The organism is Anaeromyxobacter sp. SG64 (assembly GCF_022690745.1).
In the GTDB taxonomy this organism is placed as follows: Bacteria; Myxococcota; Myxococcia; order Myxococcales; family Anaeromyxobacteraceae; genus Anaeromyxobacter; species Anaeromyxobacter soli.
The window spans coordinates 13,231-31,409 of sequence record NZ_JALCZB010000029.1; the positions used below are offsets into that span (position 1 = coordinate 13,231).

15 protein-coding genes, 1 other RNA gene and 1 pseudogene are annotated in these 18,179 nt (G+C 73.3%); 15 read left to right on the forward strand and 2 right to left on the reverse strand.

The annotated features are described in order from the left end of the window. Positions 1-3: 3 nt before the first annotated feature. The 7 genes from glnE (at position 4) to MNZ29_RS11055 (ending at position 10,064) form a co-directional block, all read left to right on the forward strand. Entirely contained in the window at positions 4-3,048 is a 3,045-nt protein-coding gene (gene glnE / locus MNZ29_RS11025) for a bifunctional [glutamate--ammonia ligase]-adenylyl-L-tyrosine phosphorylase/[glutamate--ammonia-ligase] adenylyltransferase (RefSeq protein ID WP_242355198.1), read from the forward strand. A 68-nt stretch (positions 3,049-3,116) separates the two neighbouring features. After that, on the forward strand, positions 3,117-4,544 hold the full coding sequence (locus MNZ29_RS11030) for a patatin-like phospholipase family protein (RefSeq protein WP_242355200.1): 1,428 nt from the start codon (positions 3,117-3,119) through the stop codon (positions 4,542-4,544). 98 nt (positions 4,545-4,642) lie between these two features. Next, positions 4,643-5,557 carry a branched-chain amino acid transaminase gene (locus MNZ29_RS11035; RefSeq protein ID WP_242337996.1) on the forward strand — a complete coding sequence of 305 codons (915 nt, stop codon included), beginning with the start codon at positions 4,643-4,645 and terminating at the stop codon, positions 5,555-5,557. A gap of 419 nt (positions 5,558-5,976) precedes the next feature. Next, positions 5,977-6,738 carry a Fic family protein gene (locus MNZ29_RS11040; RefSeq protein WP_242337994.1) on the forward strand — a complete coding sequence of 254 codons (762 nt, stop codon included), beginning with the start codon at positions 5,977-5,979 and terminating at the stop codon, positions 6,736-6,738. A 232-nt stretch (positions 6,739-6,970) separates the two neighbouring features. After that, positions 6,971-7,801: a deoxyribonuclease IV gene (locus MNZ29_RS11045; protein WP_242371308.1), complete on the forward strand. Its 831-nt coding sequence runs from the start codon at positions 6,971-6,973 to the stop codon at positions 7,799-7,801. Next, complete coding sequence (locus MNZ29_RS11050) at positions 7,798-8,925, forward strand: bifunctional oligoribonuclease/PAP phosphatase NrnA (protein WP_242355204.1); 1,128 nt, start codon at positions 7,798-7,800, stop codon at positions 8,923-8,925. The genes MNZ29_RS11045 and MNZ29_RS11050 overlap by 4 nt, the downstream gene beginning before the upstream one ends. Then, a complete protein-coding gene (locus MNZ29_RS11055; RefSeq protein WP_242355206.1) occupies positions 8,922-10,064 on the forward strand; it encodes a cysteine desulfurase family protein in 1,143 nt (380 codons plus the stop codon). The genes MNZ29_RS11050 and MNZ29_RS11055 overlap by 4 nt, the downstream gene beginning before the upstream one ends. Positions 10,065-10,145: 81 nt before the next feature. On the opposite strand, the gene MNZ29_RS11060 is transcribed toward MNZ29_RS11055, so the two are convergent. After that, entirely contained in the window at positions 10,146-11,057 is a 912-nt protein-coding gene (locus MNZ29_RS11060) for a serine/threonine-protein kinase (RefSeq protein WP_242355208.1), read from the reverse strand. Between the two features lie 193 nt (positions 11,058-11,250). Between MNZ29_RS11060 and ssrS the strand changes: the two genes are divergently transcribed. From ssrS to tyrS, 4 genes are all read left to right on the forward strand, one after another. Further along, positions 11,251-11,444: non-coding RNA, 6S RNA (gene ssrS / locus MNZ29_RS11065), on the forward strand. Between the two features lie 4 nt (positions 11,445-11,448). Continuing rightward, positions 11,449-12,069: a 5-formyltetrahydrofolate cyclo-ligase gene (locus MNZ29_RS11070; protein ID WP_242355210.1), complete on the forward strand. Its 621-nt coding sequence runs from the start codon at positions 11,449-11,451 to the stop codon at positions 12,067-12,069. A gap of 35 nt (positions 12,070-12,104) precedes the next feature. Next, positions 12,105-12,899: a TIGR00282 family metallophosphoesterase gene (locus MNZ29_RS11075; protein ID WP_242338020.1), complete on the forward strand. Its 795-nt coding sequence runs from the start codon at positions 12,105-12,107 to the stop codon at positions 12,897-12,899. A gap of 3 nt (positions 12,900-12,902) precedes the next feature. Further along, the gene (gene tyrS, locus MNZ29_RS11080; RefSeq protein WP_242355212.1) at positions 12,903-14,153 is read left to right on the forward strand and encodes a tyrosine--tRNA ligase; all 1,251 of its coding nucleotides are present in this window, start codon (positions 12,903-12,905) and stop codon (positions 14,151-14,153) included. A 319-nt stretch (positions 14,154-14,472) separates the two neighbouring features. Here tyrS and MNZ29_RS11085 read toward each other — a convergent pair. After that, positions 14,473-15,069 (reverse strand): annotated as a pseudogene (locus MNZ29_RS11085) (SAM-dependent methyltransferase); the annotation flags it as partial. Positions 15,070-15,137: 68 nt separating this feature from the next. Here MNZ29_RS11085 and MNZ29_RS11090 point away from each other — a divergent pair. From MNZ29_RS11090 to MNZ29_RS11105, 4 genes are all read left to right on the forward strand, one after another. Further along, positions 15,138-15,518, forward strand: coding sequence for a hypothetical protein (locus tag MNZ29_RS11090; RefSeq protein WP_242355216.1), 381 nt, complete (start codon positions 15,138-15,140; stop codon positions 15,516-15,518). Positions 15,519-15,658: 140 nt separating this feature from the next. Next, a complete protein-coding gene (locus tag MNZ29_RS11095; RefSeq protein WP_242337976.1) occupies positions 15,659-15,847 on the forward strand; it encodes a YfhL family 4Fe-4S dicluster ferredoxin in 189 nt (62 codons plus the stop codon). Between the two features lie 150 nt (positions 15,848-15,997). Then, on the forward strand, positions 15,998-16,333 hold the full coding sequence (locus MNZ29_RS11100; protein WP_308197060.1) for a YfhL family 4Fe-4S dicluster ferredoxin: 336 nt from the start codon (positions 15,998-16,000) through the stop codon (positions 16,331-16,333). 91 nt (positions 16,334-16,424) lie between these two features. Continuing rightward, positions 16,425-18,077: a thiamine pyrophosphate-binding protein gene (locus MNZ29_RS11105; protein WP_242355218.1), complete on the forward strand. Its 1,653-nt coding sequence runs from the start codon at positions 16,425-16,427 to the stop codon at positions 18,075-18,077. Positions 18,078-18,179: the final 102 nt, after the last annotated feature.

Consider the following 18,179-nt stretch of genomic DNA (forward strand, 5'->3'; position numbering starts at 1 on the left):
CCCATGCGCCCGGCCCACGCCATCCCCGGCCTCCCCCCCGCGGCGCCCCGGGCGCCCGAGTCGGAGGAGCGCCTCGCGCGCCTCGGGCGCCGCGCGCCGGACCGGCTCGACGAGGTGCTCGCGCTGTGCCGGCTCGCCGCCGATCCCGACCTCGCCCTCGCCGGCGTCGAGCGCTACGTGGACGGCGCGGGCGAGCTGCCCGCGGAGCGGGATCTGCTCGAGGCCCTCGTCCTCCTCGCCGGCTCGTCGCGCATGGTCCCGGCGCTCCTCGCGCGGGACCCGCGCCTCCTCCGCCGCGCCGCGCGCTCGCCGTTCCTCGGCCGCGAGCGCTCCGAGGCCGATCTGCGCCGGCTCCTCGCCCGCGCCGTGCGGAGGCTCGATCCGGACGACGTCGCGGGCCTCCTGCGCCTGCTCCGCGCGCTGCGCGCGCGCGAGATCGTCCGCATCGCCCTGCGCGATCTCCGGCGCGCCCGGGTCAAGGAGGTCACCGCGGAGCTCGCCTCGCTCGCGACCGCCTGCCTGGACGCGGCGATCCGGTTCCACGACCGGCGCCTGCGCGCGCGGCACGGGGCGCCCGCGGGGCTCGAGGACCGCGAGCCGGGCGCGGGCTTCTGCGCGATCGCCATGGGGAAGCTCGGCGCGCGCGAGCTCAACTTCTCCTCCGACGTGGACCTCGTCTACGTCTACGACCGGGACGGGCAGACGGGCGGCGAGCGGCCGGTGACGCACTTCGCCTACTTCGCGAAGCTCGCCGAGCTCGTGACCGAGGCGATCGCGAAGCCCACCGAGGACGGGTTCGTCTTCCGGGTGGACCTGAACCTCAGGCCCGACGGGCAGAACGGCCCCATCGTCAACAGCGTCCGCGCCGCGGAGCTCTACTACCAGTCGTTCGGCCGCACCTGGGAGCGCAACGCGCTCGTGAAGGCGCGCCCGGCGGCGGGCGATCTCGCGGTGGGGGACGAGCTCTTGCGCCAGCTCGAGCCGTTCGTGTGGCGGCGCAGCCTCGATCTCGACGTGCTCGCCGAGATCCAGGCGATGAAGGCGCGCATCGACGCGCGGGCCGGCGCGGAGGGGAAGGACGACCTGAAGCTCGGCAAGGGCGGCATCCGCGAGGCCGAGTTCTTCGTCTCCGCGCTCCAGCTGCTCCACGGCGGCCGGCCGGACGGGAAGGCGCTGCGCGAGCGCGCGGTCCTGCCCGCCCTCGATCGCCTCCTCTTCGCCGGCGTCGTGCCCGCGAAGGACGGCGACGTGCTCGCGGACGCGTACCTGTTCCTGCGCCGCGCCGAGCACCGCGTCCAGATGGTGGAGGGCGCCCAGACGCACCGGCTCCCGGCCGCGGGCGAGCGGCTCGGCCTCGCGCGCGGGATGGGCTACGCGACGGAGGAGGCGTTCGAGGCCGCCCTCGCGGCGCACCGCGAGCGGGTGGCGAAGCTCTTCGGCGGGCTCCTCGGGGCGGCGGCCGAGGAGGCGCCGCTCGACCCGGAGCTGGCGCTCCTCGCCGATCCCGACGTCGAGGCGGCGCGCCGGGCAGAGATCGCGTCGCGGCGCGGCCTCGTGGACCCCGATCGCGTCCTCGCCGCGATCGACGCCATGGCCCGGCGGCGCACGCCCTTCTCGCCCCACGGCGATCCCGCCGCTGCGGTCGCGCTCCTCTCCGACGCGCTCGGCACGCCCGATCCCGACCAGGCGCTCTCCCACCTCGCCGACTTCGCCGCCGCGCTCTCGAACCCCGAGCCGTACTTCCGCATGCTCGCCCAGCACCGGCGCGTCTCGCGGCTCCTGCTCGCGCTCTTCGGCACCTCCGACTTCCTGTCGAAGCGCTTCCTGCGCCACCCGGAGCTCATCGACATGCTGCTCCGGCAGGATCAGGTCCTGCTCGAGAAGGACGCGGCCCGCTTCCGCACCGACCTCGAGGAGCGGCTCGCCGCGCTCCCGTCCGACCTCGAGGCGGACGACCTCCTGGAGCGCCAGCTCGGCGAGCTCCGGCGCTTCAAGAACGAGGAGGTCCTGCGCATCGCGATCCACGACATCGCGGGCACGATCGACCTGCCCTCCATCGCGCGCCAGCTCTCGGACCTCGCCGAGGTCTGCCTCGAGCGCTGCCTGGAGCTCGCCGAGGGCGAGGCGCGCGCGAAGGGGATGCTGCCGCCCTCGCGGCTCTGCGTCGTCGGCATGGGCAAGCTCGGCGGGCGCGAGCTCGGCTACCACTCCGACCTCGACCTCGTGTTCCTCTACCGCGGCGGCGGCGGCGAGCACCACACCGCCTACGCCCGGCTCGCGCAGCGCTTCATGTCCTTCCTGCAGATGCCTCTCCGCGAGGGGCGCCTCTTCGCCATCGACACGCGGCTCCGCCCGTCCGGCAACCAGGGCGCGCTCGTCATCGGCACGGAGGGGTTCACGCGCTACCACATGGGCGAGGCGCTCCCGGGCGGCGGCGCGCGCGACGGCGCCGCCGGCGGGGTGCGCAGCCAGCTCTGGGAGCGGCAGGCGCTCCTCCGCGCGCGGCACGTGGCGGGCGATCCCGCGCCGTTCGCCGAGATCGAGGCCCAGGTGATCGTGCCGGCCGTGTACGGGCCCCGCGAGGATCGCGCCCAGCTCGCCGCCGAGATCCGTCGCATGCGGGAGCGGATGGAGAGCGAGCTCGCCAAGGAGGCCTCGCGAGGCAAGAACCCGAAGACCGGACACGGCGGCCTCGTGGACGTGGAGTTCGCCGCGCAGTTCCTCCAGCTCGCCCACGGCAACGCGCACCCCGAGATCCGCACCGGCTCCACGCCGGTCGCCCTCGAGCGGCTCCGGGCCGCGGGGCTGTTGCGCGAGGCGGAGTTCGAGGCGCTCGCGCGCGGCTACGAGTTCCTGCGAAGGGTCGAGCTCCGGCTCCGGATCGTCCACGACTTCGCGATCGACCACCTCCCCGAGAGCGGCCCGCCGCTCCACCAGCTCGCGCGCCGGCTCGGGTACTACGGCCCCGCGCCCGGCGACCGGTTCCTCGCGGACTACGCGCGCACCACCGGCGCGGTCCGCCAGGCGTTCGACGCCGTGGTGCGCTGACGGGGCCTGGGTAGGCCGTCCCGGCGGTTTTCGTCGCCGGAGGGGACTCGTCTACAATCCCCGCCGCCTTGCCCTCCGACGACGCCCTCGACGCGCTGCACCAGGACCTCCGGCCCTTCTGCGAGGCGGAGGCCGCGCTCGTCCGCGACGTGGTGTCGAGCTCGCCCTGGCTCTCCGAGCCGGACGAGGCCGCGCTCCGCTACGCGCTCAACCTGGCCCGCACCACGCTCGTCCGCGCTCCCGACGGCGGGGACGTGGACCTCTCCGGCCTCCTCGCGCCGTTCCGCGAGGACGTCCGGGCGCTCGCGCTGCCCGCCCTGCTCGGCAAGGGCGGCATCGACCGCGCCGCGGTCGCCCGCGTCGTCCCCGGCCTCTCGCTGCACGCGCGCGCCTGGCGCGGCCGCGCCGCGGCGGCCTTCGCCGGGCGGCTGCCGCCCGAGGCCATCGACCGCGAGGTCTGCGAGAAGGCGCTCGTGCTCGTGGCGGGCGGCGGGGGCGGCGTCGCCTGGTCCTATCTCGGCGCCTTCGCCCTCCTCGAGCAGTACGGCCTCGTGCCGCGGCTCCTCGCCGGCACGAGCATGGGCGCGGTGCTCCTCCTCTTCCGCGCGCGCCGCCTGCGGTGGCACCCGACGGACGTGGACGAGGCGATGCGCTCGCTCTCGTTCCGCTCGATCTTCCGCTTCCTCCAGACCGGCTCGCGCTACGGCCTGCCCGCGGCGATGCGGCTCTACCTGCGCGCCGCCATCGGCGAGTTCCTGCGCGGCCCCGACGGCCACCCGCTCACGCTCGGCCAGCTCGCCGTCCCGCTCGTGGTCGCGGTCACCGGCATCCGCAACGGCGCCCTCCCGCGCGACCCGAGCTACTACGAGCACCTCCTCGACCTGCACGGCCGCGAGGCCCGCCCGCACGTCGTGAAGCGGATGATGGCGGAGGTCTTCGAGGCGGTCGGAGAGCTCATCGTGCAGCGCGACCGCTTCGCCCGCCTCTACCTCGGCGGCGACGACGGGACCCGCTCGTTCGACGCCATCGACGCGGTCGGCTTCTCCTCCGCGCTGCCGGGCGTCATCCACTACGACGTGCTGCGCGACGACGAGCGCATGCACCGGCTCCTCGCGGAGCTCTTCGAGCGCCACGACCTGTTCCGGCTGGTCGACGGCGGGCTCGTGGACAACCTCCCCGCGCGCGAGGCGTGGGCCACCGTGCAGCGCGGCGCCATCGGCGCGCGGAACGCGTTCGTGCTGGCGCTCGAGGGCTTCGGGCCGAAGCTCACCCAGCCGCTCTGGTTCGGCCTCGAGCAGCTCGCCGCCCAGAACGTCGCGCGCAACCGGCCCTTCGTGCACCACCACCGCTCGTTCGCGCAGGTGCTCTCGCCGGTGGAGGTCGTGCCCTCCGAGCGCGCGCTCCAGCGGGCCATCCAGGCGGGCAAGGCCGAGCTCCACCCGGACATGCCGTTCATCGCGCGCATGTGCCGGCCCTTCCCCCCGCTCGCCGTCTGAGGGCTGCCCCCGCCGCGCGCGCCCGCCCCGGCCCTTGAAACGCCCCCCGCCGTCGGGCATGTTCGACCCCCACCACCACAGAAAGCGGGAAGGCCGGCATGATCAAGGCGGACAAGATCTGGCTCGACGGAAAGCTCGTCGCCTTCGAGGACGCGAAGGTCCACGCCCTCACCCACGCCCTGCACTACGGCATGGGCGTCTTCGAGGGCATCCGCGCGTATCGCGGCGCGGACGGTCGCCCGGCCGTGTTCCGGCTGCACGAGCACGTGCAGCGGCTCTTCGACTCCGCGCACATCGTGCTGATGGAGATCCCCTACTCGGTCGAGCAGGTCGAGCAGGCCTGCATCGAGACGCTCAAGGCGAACAAGCTCGACGCCGGCTACCTCCGGCCGCTCGCGTTCTTCGGCGCGGGGGCCATGGGCGTCGGCGCGGTGAACCCGGTCCAGGTCATGGTCGCCGCCTGGCCCTGGGGCGCCTACCTCTCCGAGGAGGGCCTGAAGCGCGGCATCCGCGCCAAGGTCTCCTCCTTCACGCGCATGCACGTCAACGTGAACCTGGTCCGCGCCAAGATCTCGGGCCAGTACGTGAACTCGTTCCTCGCCACCCGCGAGGCGGCCCTGAGCGGCTTCGACGAGGCGATCCTGCTCGACACCGAGGGGTACGTGGCCGAGGGCGCGGGCGAGAACATCTTCATCGTGAAGAACGGCGTGCTGCAGACGCCGCCGCTCTCGTCGCCGGTCCTCGCCGGCATCACCCGCGACTCGATCCTCCGCATCGCGCGCGACCTCGGGATCCCGGTGCGCGAGGAGAAGTTCACTCGCGACACCATGTACCTCGCCGACGAGCTCTTCATGACCGGCACGGCCGCCGAGGTGACCCCGGTGCGCGAGGTGGACGGCCGCCGCATCGGCAGGGGCGAGCCGGGGCCGGTCGTGAAGAAGGTCCAGGAGACCTTCTTCCGGGCCGTGCGGGGCGAGGAGCCGCGCTACCGGGAGTGGCTCACGGCGTACTGACCCTCCGCCTCGAAGGGCGCCATCGTCGCGAGACGAGCCCGCTCCGACGCCGCCGCGCTCCCGCCGGCGGCGTCTCCCTTTCTGGGACCAGCGCGCCCGTGGGAGGCGCAGGCTGCCCCAAGAGGGTCATCACATCGGGACGCCCGGCTCCTCCACGTAACCAGTCGAATTATGAACGTTCTCTTTGCTCGGCCCGACGTGGTCCGGGCGGCCGTGCGAGCGCGCGGAACAAAACCGGCCGAGAGCCCGTTCCAACCGCCGAGGTCGATGTTGGGTTGACGATGGGCGAAGCCTTCGGCTAGATTGCGCGCGGCTTCCGGTCAGGATGACCTGAAAATCACCCCACAATACATGCACTTGAGGCTGGTCACCGGGCAAGGCTCCCGCGAAGACCGCCGGGGCTCGAGGAGCACGAAAAAATGCGGACCCGATACGTCGACATCGACGATCGCATGGAGGATCTCGGCGACCGGATGCAGAGCGCACCCGAGGTCGGCGCGGATTTCCTCCAGAAGTACGAGCTGTCGTGGCTGTACCACGAGAACGCGCTCGAGGGCGTCGTCTACACGCCCCAGGAGCTCGCGGCCGCGCTCGCCAACCAGCCGCTCGCGGACGCGACGTTCGTCACCGCCCTCTCGGCGCTGCGGAACCACAAGACCGCCCTCGACCTCGTCCGCGAGGAGGCGAAGGCCAAGCGACCCAAGCTCACCGTCGCGCTCGTGAAGCGGCTCTACGAGACGCTGTGCGGCGGGCCGGAGAAGACGCCGCCCGACTTCCGGAAGGACATGCCCCTTCACCGGGCGTACTTCCACGAGATCGCGCAGCCGGCCAAGATCCCGGCCGGTCTCGAGAAGGTCCTCGAGGCGACGGAGACGGCGGAGTTCCGTCACCTGCACCCGATCCAGCAGGTCGCGCGGCTGCAGCACGGCTTCATGCAGGTGTTCCCGTACACCGACCAGTCCGGCCGCATCGCCCGGCTGCTCGCGAACCTCCTGTTCCTGCACGCCGGCTACCCGCTCCTGCTCATCGTCCACTCCACCGATCGGCAGCGGTACTACGACTCGCTGCGCTTCGCGGAGACGGTGCTGCGGGACCTCACCGTGGAGGCGCTCGACAACGCGCTCGAGCAGGCCGAGAAGTTCTTCGCGGCGAACGTCCGGGCCAAGAAGGCTGCCCGCTAGCCGCTCCGGACCTCGTTCCGGCAGTTCTGCGCCCGGTCGGGGAGTCCCCCGACCGGGTGTATCGTTTCACTCTCGGGAGGAGCTCGGAGGAGATCGGCGCGGCGGGCCTGCCCTGGGACAGGCGCCCGCAGTGCGGCCAAGGGTGCGCATCGTTTGAGCTTTTCGTCCCGGTCGGGACGATCGGGGCGAGCATGGCGAGGCCACGCCCGCCTATTGTATAGATGCGCGCCCAATGTACCTCGGAGCCCACGAAGGCATCGCAGGCGGAGTGTCGACCGCTTTCTCCCGCGCCGAAGCGGACGGCGCGGCCTGCCTGCAGATCTTCACGCGCAACGCGCGTGGGTGGGCGGCGAAGCCGCTCGAGGACGACGACGTCGCCCGTTTCAAGGGCGAGGCCAGGCGGACGAAGCTCCCCACCGCCGCCCACTCCTCCTACCTCATCAACTGCGCGGCGCAGGACCCCGAGATCCGGAACAAGAGCTGGGAGGGCCTCGCCGACGAGCTCGGCCGCTGTGCCCAGCTCGGGATCCCCCACCTCATCTTCCACCCCGGCAGCCACGGCGTGGAGACCGAGGGGTTAAAGCTCGTCGCGGAGGCCATCGAGCGCGCGCTCGACGCGGTCCCGGGGAAGACGCGCCTGCTCGTCGAGACCACCGCCGGCCAGGGGACCAGCCTGGGCTGGCGGTTCGAGCACCTCGCCGCCATCCGCGCAGCGATCCCCGCCGCCCCGCGCAGGCGCGTCGGCGTCTGCGTGGACACCTGCCACCTCTTCGCGGCGGGCTACGACCTCACGACCGAGGCCGGCTACGCGCAGACGTTCGAGGAGCTCGACCGGGTGGTCGGCCTCGCGCACGTGCGAGCGTTCCACCTGAACGACTCGAAGAAGCCGCTCGGGTGCCGGGTCGATCGGCACGAGCACATCGGGGAGGGAGCGATGGGTCTCGCTCCGTTTCGCCTCCTCGTCAACGACGCCCGGTTCGCGGAGCTGCCCGGGTTCGTGGAGACCGAGTCTCGCTGGAAGGAGAACATCGAGGTCCTCCGCGGCCTCGTCCGTCGCCGATGAAGTCTCCCCATCCCATGCGCCAACCGAACGAAGAGCCGACTCGATCACGTGCGCGGCCGCCCGTGCGCTCCGCCAGGATGGCGCTCTACCCGCGCCACGTGGCGAGCACGAAGGCGAAGCTCGACCGCCTCATCGAGTACGCCCGCTCGCACAAGCGCGCGCTGATCCTCACGCACGACAACCCGGACCCCGACTCCATCGCGGCCGGCGTCGCGCTCGCCCACCTCCTCGACAAGCTCGCCGGGGTCGAGGCGATCGTCGCCTACGGCGGCATCGTCGGCCGCGCGGAGAACCGCGCCCTCGTCCGCGTGCTGAAGCTCCCGGTCGTGCCGGTCTCGCGCGTCGTGTTCGACGAGTACGACCTCATCTGCATGGTCGACACCCAGCCGGAGCAGGGAAACCACTCGCTGCCGGCGCGCCACTTCCCCGACGTCGTCATCGACCACCACCCGGAGCGGCCCGACTCGCACCTCGCCCCCATCGCCGACGTCGGCGGCCCGCTCGGCGCGACCTCCACCGTGCTCGCCGAGTACTTCCGCGCGAGCGGGCTCGAGATGCCGGCGCCCGTCGCGACGGCCCTCTTCTACGGGATCAAGGCGGACACGCGCGACCTCGGCCGGCAGACCACGGACATCGACGTCGACGCCTACCTCTGGCTCTTCCCGATGGTGGACAAGGAGGCGCTCGGCGAGATCGAGCACCCCCGGCTCCCCGAGGACTACTTCCGCCTCTACCACGTGGCGATCGAGAAGGCGCACGTCTACGAGGACGAGGTCGTGATCTGCGACCTCGGCGAGATCTACACGCCCGACATGGTCGCGGAGATCGCCGAGCGGTTCATGTACCTCGAGGGCATGCGCTGGTCGCTCGCCTTCGCGGAGTACGAGGACCAGCTCTACTTCTCGGTCCGGACGGGCGACCGGCGCATGAACGCGGGCCGGCTCATCCGCGAGGTCATCGAGGCGAAGGGCGGCTCGGCGGGCGGCCACGGGACCATGGCCGGCGCGCGGCTGCCGATGAAGGGCCTCTCCGGCGCGGCGAAGAAGCGCCTCCGCGAGGACGTCGTCCGGAGCTTCCTCGACGCTTTCGGGGTGAGCGCGCGGAAGGTCCGCAACCTGGTTTGATCTACCTCGACCACAACGCCATCACCCCCATGCGCCCCGAGGCGATCGCGGCGGTCCGCGCGGCGCTCGAGGTGTTCGGGAACCCGAGCTCGGTGCACGCCGCCGGCCGCGCCGCCCGCGACGTCCTCGACCGCGCCCGCGGCCAGGTGGCGGCCGCCCTCGGGGCGGCGCCCGCCGACCTCGTCTTCACGAGCGGCGCGACCGAGTCCGCCGCGCTCGCCATCCGCGGCGTGCTCGCCCGCGCGCCCGCCGGACGCCGCCGCCTCGTCGTCACCGCGGTCGAGCACCCCTGCGTGCTCTCGCTCGCCCGCGCGCTCGAGCGGACCGGCACGCCGCTCACGGTCGTGCCGGTGGACCGCCGCGGGCTCGTCGACCCGGAGCGGTTCCGCGCCGCGCTCGGCGCGGACGTGGCCCTCGCCTGCGCGATGCGCGCGAACAACGAGACCGGCGTCCTCCTCCCCGTCCCGGACCTCGCCCACGCGGCGCGCGAGGCGGGGGTGCTCTTCTTCTGCGACGCGGTCCAGGCGATCGGCAAGATCCCGCTCGACGTGCGGACGCTCGGCGCGGATCTCGTGGCGCTCACCGGCCAGAAGTTCGGCGGGCCGCGCGGAGCGGGCGCGCTGTGGGTGACCCCCGGCCTGCCGCTCGCGCCGCTCTCCGGCGGCGAGCAGGAGCGCGGCCTCCGCCCCGGGACGGAGAACCTCCCCGGCATCGCCGGGCTCGGCGCGGCCATCGAGGCCGCCTGCGCGGCGCGCGAGGAGGAGGCCGCCGGGATCGGAGCCCTCCGCGACCGCCTCGAGGCGGGGCTGCTCACCGCCGTGCCGCGCGCGCGCGTGAACGGGGCGGACGCGCCGCGGCTGCCGGGCACCGCCTCGGTGACGTTCCAGGGCTGCGACGCCGAGGCGCTCCTCATGGCGATGGACGTGGAGGGCCTGTGCGCGAGCGCCGGCTCGGCCTGTCACTCGGGCTCGACCACGCCGTCGGGCGTGCTCCTCGCGCTCGGGCTCTCGGAGGCGGAGGCGCGGAGCACGATCCGCTTCTCGCTGGGCTGGACCACCACCGCCGCGGACGTGGACGCCGCGCTGCGCACGGTCCCGCCGCTCGTCGAGCGCGTCCGCGCGGCGATCCCGGCGGCCTGACGCGTTCCCGCTGGGTTGCCTGCGGCGACGCGGCCGCGCCGCGCGGTCCAGCGACGCCGTGAGGATTCCCGGGGCGTCGCGTCAGGCGCCGAACAACCCCCGCACCACCGCCGCGATGGCGAGGTCCGTCCCGATCGCCTTGTCGTAGCGTAGCGCGAGCTCGCCGGCGACCTCGGCCGCGCTCCGCCAGCGCTCGGCGGGATCCGGGGCGAGGCAGCGCAGCACGAGGGCGTCGAGCTCGAAGGGCAGCTCCGGCCGCACCTCCGACGGCGCGCGCAGCCGGCCCGCGAGGATCCGCTGGCCGACCTCGTTCACGTCCCGCCCCGGGAACGCCCGCTCGTTCGTGAGCAGCTCGAAGATCACCGCGCCGAGCGCGAACACGTCGGTCCGCGGCGCGGGCGCCCCGCCGCGGATGAGCTCCGGGGCGAGGTAGTGCACCTTCCCCATCGCGCCGGACGTGCGTCCGCTCGCCCCGGCGGCGCGCGCGACGCCGAAGTCCCCGAGCTTCACCGCGCCGAGGCGCGAGACGAACACGTTCGACGGGGAGACGTCGCAGTGGATGACCCCCAGCGGAGCGCCCTGCTCGTCGAGGCCCTCGTGCGCGTGGGCGAGCGCGCCGGCGACCACGTGCCCCACGTAGCAGCCGAAGTCGACGGGGAGGAGGATCCGCCGCGCCGCGCAGCGGCCGAGCACGTCGCGGAGGTTTCGCCCGTCCACGTACTCCATGGCGATGAACGGCGAGCCGCCGGCGACGCCGGTCTCGAGGACCTCCACGATGGCGGGGTGGCGGAGCCGGCGCGTGACCGCGGCCTCCTCGGCGAGGAGCGCGACCTGCTCCGGATCGCGCGCCAGCTCGGGGAGGAGCCGCTTCAGCGCCACCGTGCGTCCGGCGTGCGGGCCTCGCAGGGCGATCGCGCGGAAGACCTCGGCCATGCCGCCCCGGCCGACGAGCGCCTCGAGCGTGTAGCCCGCGATCTCCGGCAGGCCGCTCACGCGCGGCCTCCGCCGGCGAGCGGCGCCGCGCCGGGGGTGGCGCTACCGAGCGTACGAAGGGGTGCCCGCACGGGGGGATTCTACCCGTGGAGGCTGACGTCACCGCTTGACAGTGCCGCCGCGGCCGCCTACGATCTGATTTGTAAAAACGCTGCGTGTTCCGCGGTGTTAGCTCTTTTTTCTTGATCTAGATCTGCCCCTGCCGAGCTCGTGCTTGGGCCCCGCGTCGTTTGGGCCGACTTTGTGCCAAAGCGGAGCGCCCGCCCTCGTCCATGAGCAAGCTCCCAAGCAGCGAGGGAGAAGCCTACGGACGCTGGTGCACCGGGTGCCCCACCTGTGAAATACAGGTCCAAGCAACCGGGCCACACGGCTCTACGCGGGGGCTCTTTTTTTGCCCGCGGAGGCGGCGCTGAGCGGGACGCGCGAGATCGAGGCGAGCGAGGAGAAGCGCGCCCTCCGCGCGGCTCTCGTCGCCGCCCGCCGCGCCCTCCCCGCCGCCGAGCGCCTCGAGAAGTCCCGCGCCATCGCAGCGCGCCTCGACGAGGTCCCCGTCTTCCGCTCGGCGCGCACGCTCGCCGTGTACTCCGCGCTGGGCGGCGAGGTCGACACGGCCGTCATCGCCGCCCGCGCGCTCGCCCGCGGCGCCTTGCTCGTCTTCCCTCGCGTCGTGCCCGGCGACCGCCGCCTCGCCTTCGGGCGCTGCGCTCCGGACGCGCTCGCGTGCGGGCCCCTCGGCGCGCTGGAGCCGCCCGCGGACGCGCCGGAGGTCCCGCGCGACGCGGTGGACGCGGTCCTGCTGCCCGGGGTCGCGTTCTCGGCGGACGGTCACCGGCTCGGCCGAGGCGGCGGCTACTACGACGCCACCCTCGAGGCGATGCCGCGCGCGGCGCGCATCGGCCTCGGCTTCGAGCTCCAGGTCGTGCCCGCGCTGCCGTTCGAGGCGCACGACGCGCGCCTCGACGCGCTCGTCACCGAGGCGCGCACGCTCCTGTTCCGCCGAGAATCCCGTTGACGCGGGCCCCTCCCGCTTGCGACACCTCGAAGACCTTGAAGGTCCTCTTCCTCGGAGACGTCTTCGGAAAGCCCGGCCGCCAGGCCGTGCAGCGGCTCGTCCCACGCCTCATCGCGCGGGAGGGGATCGACCTCGTCATCGCGAACGCGGAGAACTCGGCGTCGGGCATCGGGGTCACGCCCGACACCGCCGAGGAGCTCCTCGCCGCCGAGGTGGATCTCCTCACGAGCGGCAATCACATCTGGTCCAAGCGCGAGATCGTGCCGTACCTCGAGCGCCCGGACGCCCGCCTGCTCCGCCCCGCGAACTACCCGCCGGGCACGCCGGGCCGGGGCCGCGGCGTCGCGCGCACGCCCGACGGCCGCCGGCTGGGCGTCGTGAACCTCGAGGGCCGCGTGTTCATGCGGTCGCTCGAGGATCCGTTCCGGGTCGCCGAGGAGCAGATCGCCGCGCTGCGGGCCGAGGGCGTGAAGGCGATCCTCGTCGACATGCACTGCGAGGCAACGAGCGAGAAGAACGCGATGGGCCACTTCCTCGACGGCAGGGTGTCGGCGGTGCTCGGCACGCACACGCACGTGCAGACCGCCGACGCGCGCGTCCTCGCCGGCGGCACCGCCTTCGTCACGGACGTCGGCATGTGCGGGCCGTGGGACTCGGTCATCGGCGTGAAGAAGGAGCTCGTGGTCGAGCGCTTCCTCACGGCGCGCCCCGTGCCGTTCGAGCCCGCGAAGCGCGAGGTTTGGCTCCAGGGCGCCATCGTGGACATCGACGAAGAGACCGGCCGCGCGCGCGCGATCGCGCGCGTGCAGGAGAGGCTCGAGGAGACCTAGGCGATGGACCCGAAAGCGAAGCTCAGGAGCGCGACGCCGGACGAGCAGCTCCAGGAGGTCACCCGGGCGTCGGTGGACCTGCACCTCGAGAAGGACCTCCGCGCGCGGCTCCAGAAGGCCTACGACACCGGCGTGCCGCTGCGGGTGAAGGCGGGGTTCGACCCGACCGCGCCCGACCTGCACCTCGGCCACACGGTGCTCCTCTCCCGGATGCGCCGCTTCCAGCAGTTCGGCCACACGGTCATCTTCCTCATCGGCGACTTCACCGGGCTCATCGGCGATCCGACCGGCCGCAACAGCACGCGGCCGCCGCTCACGCCCGAGCAGCTCGCGGAGAACGCCGAGACCTACAAGAAGCAGGTCTTCCGGATCCTCGATCCCGCCGTGACCGAGGTCCGCTACAACTCCGAGTGGCTCGGCAAGATGGGCTTCGCCGACGTCATCCGCCTCGCGTCGCGCTACACCGTCGCGCGCATGCTCGAGCGCGACGACTTCAAGAAGCGCTACACGGGCAACGTCCCCATCAGCGTGCACGAGTTCCTCTACCCCCTCGCGCAGGCGTACGACTCGGTCGCGCTCGCGGCGGACGTCGAGCTCGGCTCGTCCGACCAGCTCTTCAACCTGCTCGTCGGCCGCGCCATCATGCCGGACTACAAGCTCGCGCCGCAGGTGGTGCTCACCGGCCCGATCCTCGAGGGGCTCGACGCGAAGCTCGACGCGGACTCCGGCCGCATCGTCGGCAGCAAGATGTCCAAGTCGCTCGGCAACTACGTGGGAGTGGCCGAAGCGCCGGAGGAGCAGTTCGGCAAGCTCATGAGCGTCACCGACGACCTCATGTGGCGCTACTACGAGCTCCTCTCCGACCGCTCGAGCAACGAGATCGCGGATCTCCGGGCCGGGCACCCGAAGGACGCCAAGATCGCGCTCGCGAAGGAGATCGTCACCCGCTTCCACGACGCGGACGCGGCGCGGCGGGCGGAGGCGCACTTCGCGCAGGTGCACGCGCGGCGCGAGGTGCCGGACGAGGTCGAGGAGCGAGCGGTGGCGCTCGACGGCCAGCCGAGCCTCCCGCTCGCGCGACTGCTCGCGGACGCGAAGGTGGTCGCCTCCGGGAGCGAGGCGCGCCGGCTCATCGCCCAGGGCGGCGTGTCGGTGAACGGCGAGCGCGTGTCGGACGACAAGGCCACGCTCGGCGCGGGCGAGTGGCTCGTGAAGGTGGGCAAGCGCCGCTTCGTCCGGCTGAAGCTCGCCTAGACGACAGTTCGTGATTCGCGATCACCTTCGGTGACCGAACTCAACGCGCGCGGGCCTTCGTCTTCTTCGCGCGGGACTTCGCGGCGGGCGCAGCGGGTCGCTTCGGGCGCGGCTTGGGGCTCGCCTTCTGGCGCGGCTTTCCGGACGGCTTCGGCTTCGCGGCGGCGCGCGGGGGCGGGGGCCGGGGCGGTGTAGCGGCCGGGGCCGCGGTCGCGGACGCGCTCGGGGTCGCTGTCGAGGTCGGGGCCGCGGTCGGGGTCGCGGCCGGGGCCGAAGTCGCGGCCGGGGTCGCGGTCTCGACGGTCCTCGCTCCGCCGGAGCGCCGTAGGCCCTTGCCGAGCACGTAGACCTCGTAGCTCGACTCGCGCACCGCCTCGGGGCGGATGACGTGAACCTCGTCGAACCGCGCCTGCAGCTCCTTCTTGAGCGCGGGGAACTCGCCGCCCATGAAGACCTTCGCGACGAACGCGCCGCCGGGCGCGAGCGTCCGCTCCGCGACGGAGAGCGCCATCCGCACGAGCTCGAGCGACCGGGCCTCGTCGGTGATCTTCACGCCGATGGTCTTCGGCGCCATGTCGCTCGTGACGAGCTGGAACGGGCCGGCGTGGAGGGAGCGGATCGCGTCGAGCGCGCCGGGCGAGAGCAGGTCCACGATGGCGGTCTTCACCCAGACCTTGCCGAGGCGGCGGATGGGCTCGAGATCCACGCCCACCGCGACGCCGGTCTCGCCCACCTCGTCGGCCAGGATCTGGAGGAACCCGCCGGGCGCCGCGCCGAGGTCGAGGACCGCCTGGCCCTTCCTCAGGAGGCGGTGGCGCCGGAGGATCTCGTCGATCTTGAAGGCGGAGCGCGCGCGCAGCCCTTCCTTCTTCGCCTTGCGGTAGTAAAAATCCTTCGGATCGTAGGGCTTGGCCATGTGCTCGATTTGCCGCCCCGGGGCGGCGGCGGGTATCCTGCGCGCTCTCGCAGAGCAGTCAAGCCGACATGTCCCGGACCAAGACCGCCCTGCTCTGCGCCGTCGCCCTCACCGGGCTCGCCGCCACCGTCCGCTCCTCCCTCCGCGTGCGGGGCCTCGAGACGGAGCTCCAGTCCGCGCGCGTCGCCGGGCAGGCAGAGGGCGCCTCCTTCGTCGAGACGCTGCGGGGGGAGCACGCCGAGCGCCAGCGGCTCGCCTTCGACCGCCGCCGCGACCTCGCCCTGGCGCTCGCCGCGGCCCGCCGCGACCGCCTCCTCGGAGCCCTCGCGATCGCAGGCGCCGCGCTCGTCCTGGGCGCCGGGCGCGTGCTCTCGGGGCTCGCCGCGGAGGTCGAGGAGGACCGCCGGCACGTCCGGGCGAACGCGGAACGGGGACCGAATCGGTCCTGACCGATGGCAAATGTCGATTGGAAAGGTCTGGATTTTCCCCAGGAAATTCGCGGGCCCACGCTTGACTCGACGAAGGCGCGCGGGCATAAAGCCTCTGCAACCCACCGCCCTGCCAACGGCGAAACGAGAGGATCGAAGAGATGGCCCTGAAGATCACGGAAGAGTGCATCAACTGCGGCGCGTGCGAGCCCGAGTGCCCGAACACCGCCATCACGCAGGGCGATGACCTCTACATCATCGAGGCTGCGAAGTGCACGGAGTGCAAGGGCCAGAACGACGCCCCGGCGTGTGCCGCGGTCTGCCCGGTCGACTGCTGCGTCGCCGCGTAAGCGGACCTAGACGGCGGTGACCCCGCGCCGGCCCGTCCCCAGGGGACGCGCCGGCGCTTCGCTTTTGGCTGGACGGCCCGGGCGGGGCGCCAGGACCCTCGGGACGCTTGGAGTATCCTGGCGCGCGCCGGGCGGCGAGCTTCCCGGCGAATCGCGGCCCGCGCGCCGCACCAGGAGCAGAGCATGGCGACGAAGATCACGGACGAGTGCATCAACTGCGGCGCGTGCGAGCCCGAGTGCCCGAACGGCGCGATCACCCAGGGCGACGACATCTACGTCATCGATCCGAGCCTCTGCACCGAGTGCGTCGGCTTCCACGGTGAGGAGGCCTGCGCGGCGGTCTGCCCGGTGGACTGCTGCATCCCGGACGAGGAGAAGGCCGAGACCGAGGAGCAGCTCTACGCGCGCCTCGCGACGGTCCACCCGGACAAGCAGTTCCCGCCGCTCGCCGAGCTCACCTCGGCGCTGTCGCGCTTCCGCAAGTAGCCCGGCCTGGTCGGCCCGGAGTCCCGCACGCCCTGCTCGCCTCGCTGCGTGCGGGGCGTCGTCGTCCCGGGGGAATCCCCGAGGAGGCCCGATGGAGACGCTCACCGGTGGTCGGCTCGTCGCCCGCATGCTGCGCAAGGAGGGCGTCTCGACCGCCTTCACGCTCTCGGGCCTGCACGTCGCGCCCATCTACGCGGGCTGCGTGGACGAGGGCATCCGGCTCGTGGACACCCGCCACGAGCAGGCCGCCGCGCACGCCGCCGACGCCTGGGCGCGGCTCACGCGCGGCGTGGGCGTGGCCATCGTCACCGCCGGCCCGGGCGTCACCGACGCGGTCACCGGCGTCGCGAACGCCTGGGCGGCGAACGTGCCGCTCGTGCTCCTCGGCGGCGCCGCGCCGACGTTCAACCAGGGGCGCGGCTCGCTGCAGGAGATGCCGCAGGTCCAGCTCTTCGCCGGCATCACCAAGTGGGCGGACCGCGTCCCCTCCGCGGACCTCGTGCCGAGCTTCCTCGCGAAGGCGTTCCGCGTGGCGCGCGCCGGCCGGCCGGGCCCGGTGTTCCTGGAGCTCCCCTGGGACGTGCTCTCGAACGGCGCCGACGAGGCGCTCGCCGAGGCGCAGACCCTGTACCGTACCGACGCGCGCATGCCCGGCGATCCGCGGAAGCTCGACGCCGCGCTGGCGCTCCTCGCCCGCGCCGAGCGGCCGGTGCTGCTCGGCGGGTCGTCGGTCTGGTGGGACGACGGCGTGGACGCGCTCGCGCGGCTCGCCACGCGGAGCGGGATCCCGGTCTACCTGAACGGCATGGGCCGCGGCTGCCTCCCGCCGGACCACCCGTCGGCGTTCCAGCTCTCTCGCAAGGAGGCGCTCGCGCAGGCGGACGTGGTCGTCGTGGTGGGCACGCCGCTCGACTTCCGCCTCGGCTACGGCACCGAGCCCACCTTCGCGCCCGGCGCGCGCGTCGTGCAGGTGGACGTCGAGGGCGGGGAGATCGGCCGGAACCGGCCGGTGGAGGTGGGGATCGTCGGCGACGCGCGGAGCGTGCTCGAGGCGCTCGAGGCGGGCGTGAAGCTCACGCCGGCGGCGGCGGAGTGGCGGGCGTTCCTGCGCGAGAAGGAGACGGCCCGCGCGGAGAAGCAGCGCGCGTTCGAGGAGAGCGACCAGCGGCCCATCCATCATTTCCGCCTGGCGAAGGCGCTCGACCGGGTGGCCTCGCGCGCGGGCGACGTGACGTTCGTGGGCGACGGCGGCAACGTGGTGGCGGTCGCGGCCAAGGTGCTGAAGGTTCGCAAGCCCGGGCGCTGGCTCGACCCGGGCCCGCTCGGCTGCCTCGGCGTCGGCGCGCCGTTCGCGATCGCCGCGAAGCTGCTCGCGCCCGAGCGGCCGGTGTGCGTCGTCCAGGGCGACGGCGCGTTCGGCCTGAACGGCTTCGACTTCGAGACCGCGGTGAGGTTCGGGCTGCCGATGGTGGTGGTCGTCGGGAACGACGCCGCGTGGGGGCAGATCCTCGTCCCGCAGCGCGGCCTCTACGGCGACGACCACGCGGTCGCGACGAAGCTCGCGCCCACCCGCTACGATCGAGTCGTCGAGGCGTTCGGCGGCAAGGGCGAGCACGTCGAGGACCCGGCCGACCTCGAGCCCGCCCTCGAGCGCGCGTTCGCGTCGGGGACGGTCTACTGCGTGGACGTGGCGATCGACCCGGAGGCGGCGGCGGCGAGCGGGGCGGCGGGGTACGCGATCTGAGCGACCGATCAGGATCGCGAAGAGGCGAGCGTGGCGAGCCGCCGGGGCGCCGACGCGGAATCGGCGAAGCCGATCGCGTCGGCGCACGGGACCCGGCGAGCA

Coding starts and splice junctions, on each gene's coding strand:
- glnE (WP_242355198.1), top strand. CDS start 4: ATGCGCCCGGCCCACGCCATCCCCGGCCTCCCCCCCGCGGCGCCCCGG.
- MNZ29_RS11035 (WP_242337996.1), top strand. CDS start 4,643: ATGATCAAGGCGGACAAGATCTGGCTCGACGGAAAGCTCGTCGCCTTC.
- MNZ29_RS11040 (WP_242337994.1), top strand. CDS start 5,977: ATGCGGACCCGATACGTCGACATCGACGATCGCATGGAGGATCTCGGC.
- MNZ29_RS11045 (WP_242371308.1), top strand. CDS start 6,971: ATGTACCTCGGAGCCCACGAAGGCATCGCAGGCGGAGTGTCGACCGCT.
- MNZ29_RS11050 (WP_242355204.1), top strand. CDS start 7,798: ATGAAGTCTCCCCATCCCATGCGCCAACCGAACGAAGAGCCGACTCGA.
- tyrS (WP_242355212.1), top strand. CDS start 12,903: ATGGACCCGAAAGCGAAGCTCAGGAGCGCGACGCCGGACGAGCAGCTC.
- MNZ29_RS11090 (WP_242355216.1), top strand. CDS start 15,138: ATGTCCCGGACCAAGACCGCCCTGCTCTGCGCCGTCGCCCTCACCGGG.
- MNZ29_RS11095 (WP_242337976.1), top strand. CDS start 15,659: ATGGCCCTGAAGATCACGGAAGAGTGCATCAACTGCGGCGCGTGCGAG.
- MNZ29_RS11105 (WP_242355218.1), top strand. CDS start 16,425: ATGGAGACGCTCACCGGTGGTCGGCTCGTCGCCCGCATGCTGCGCAAG.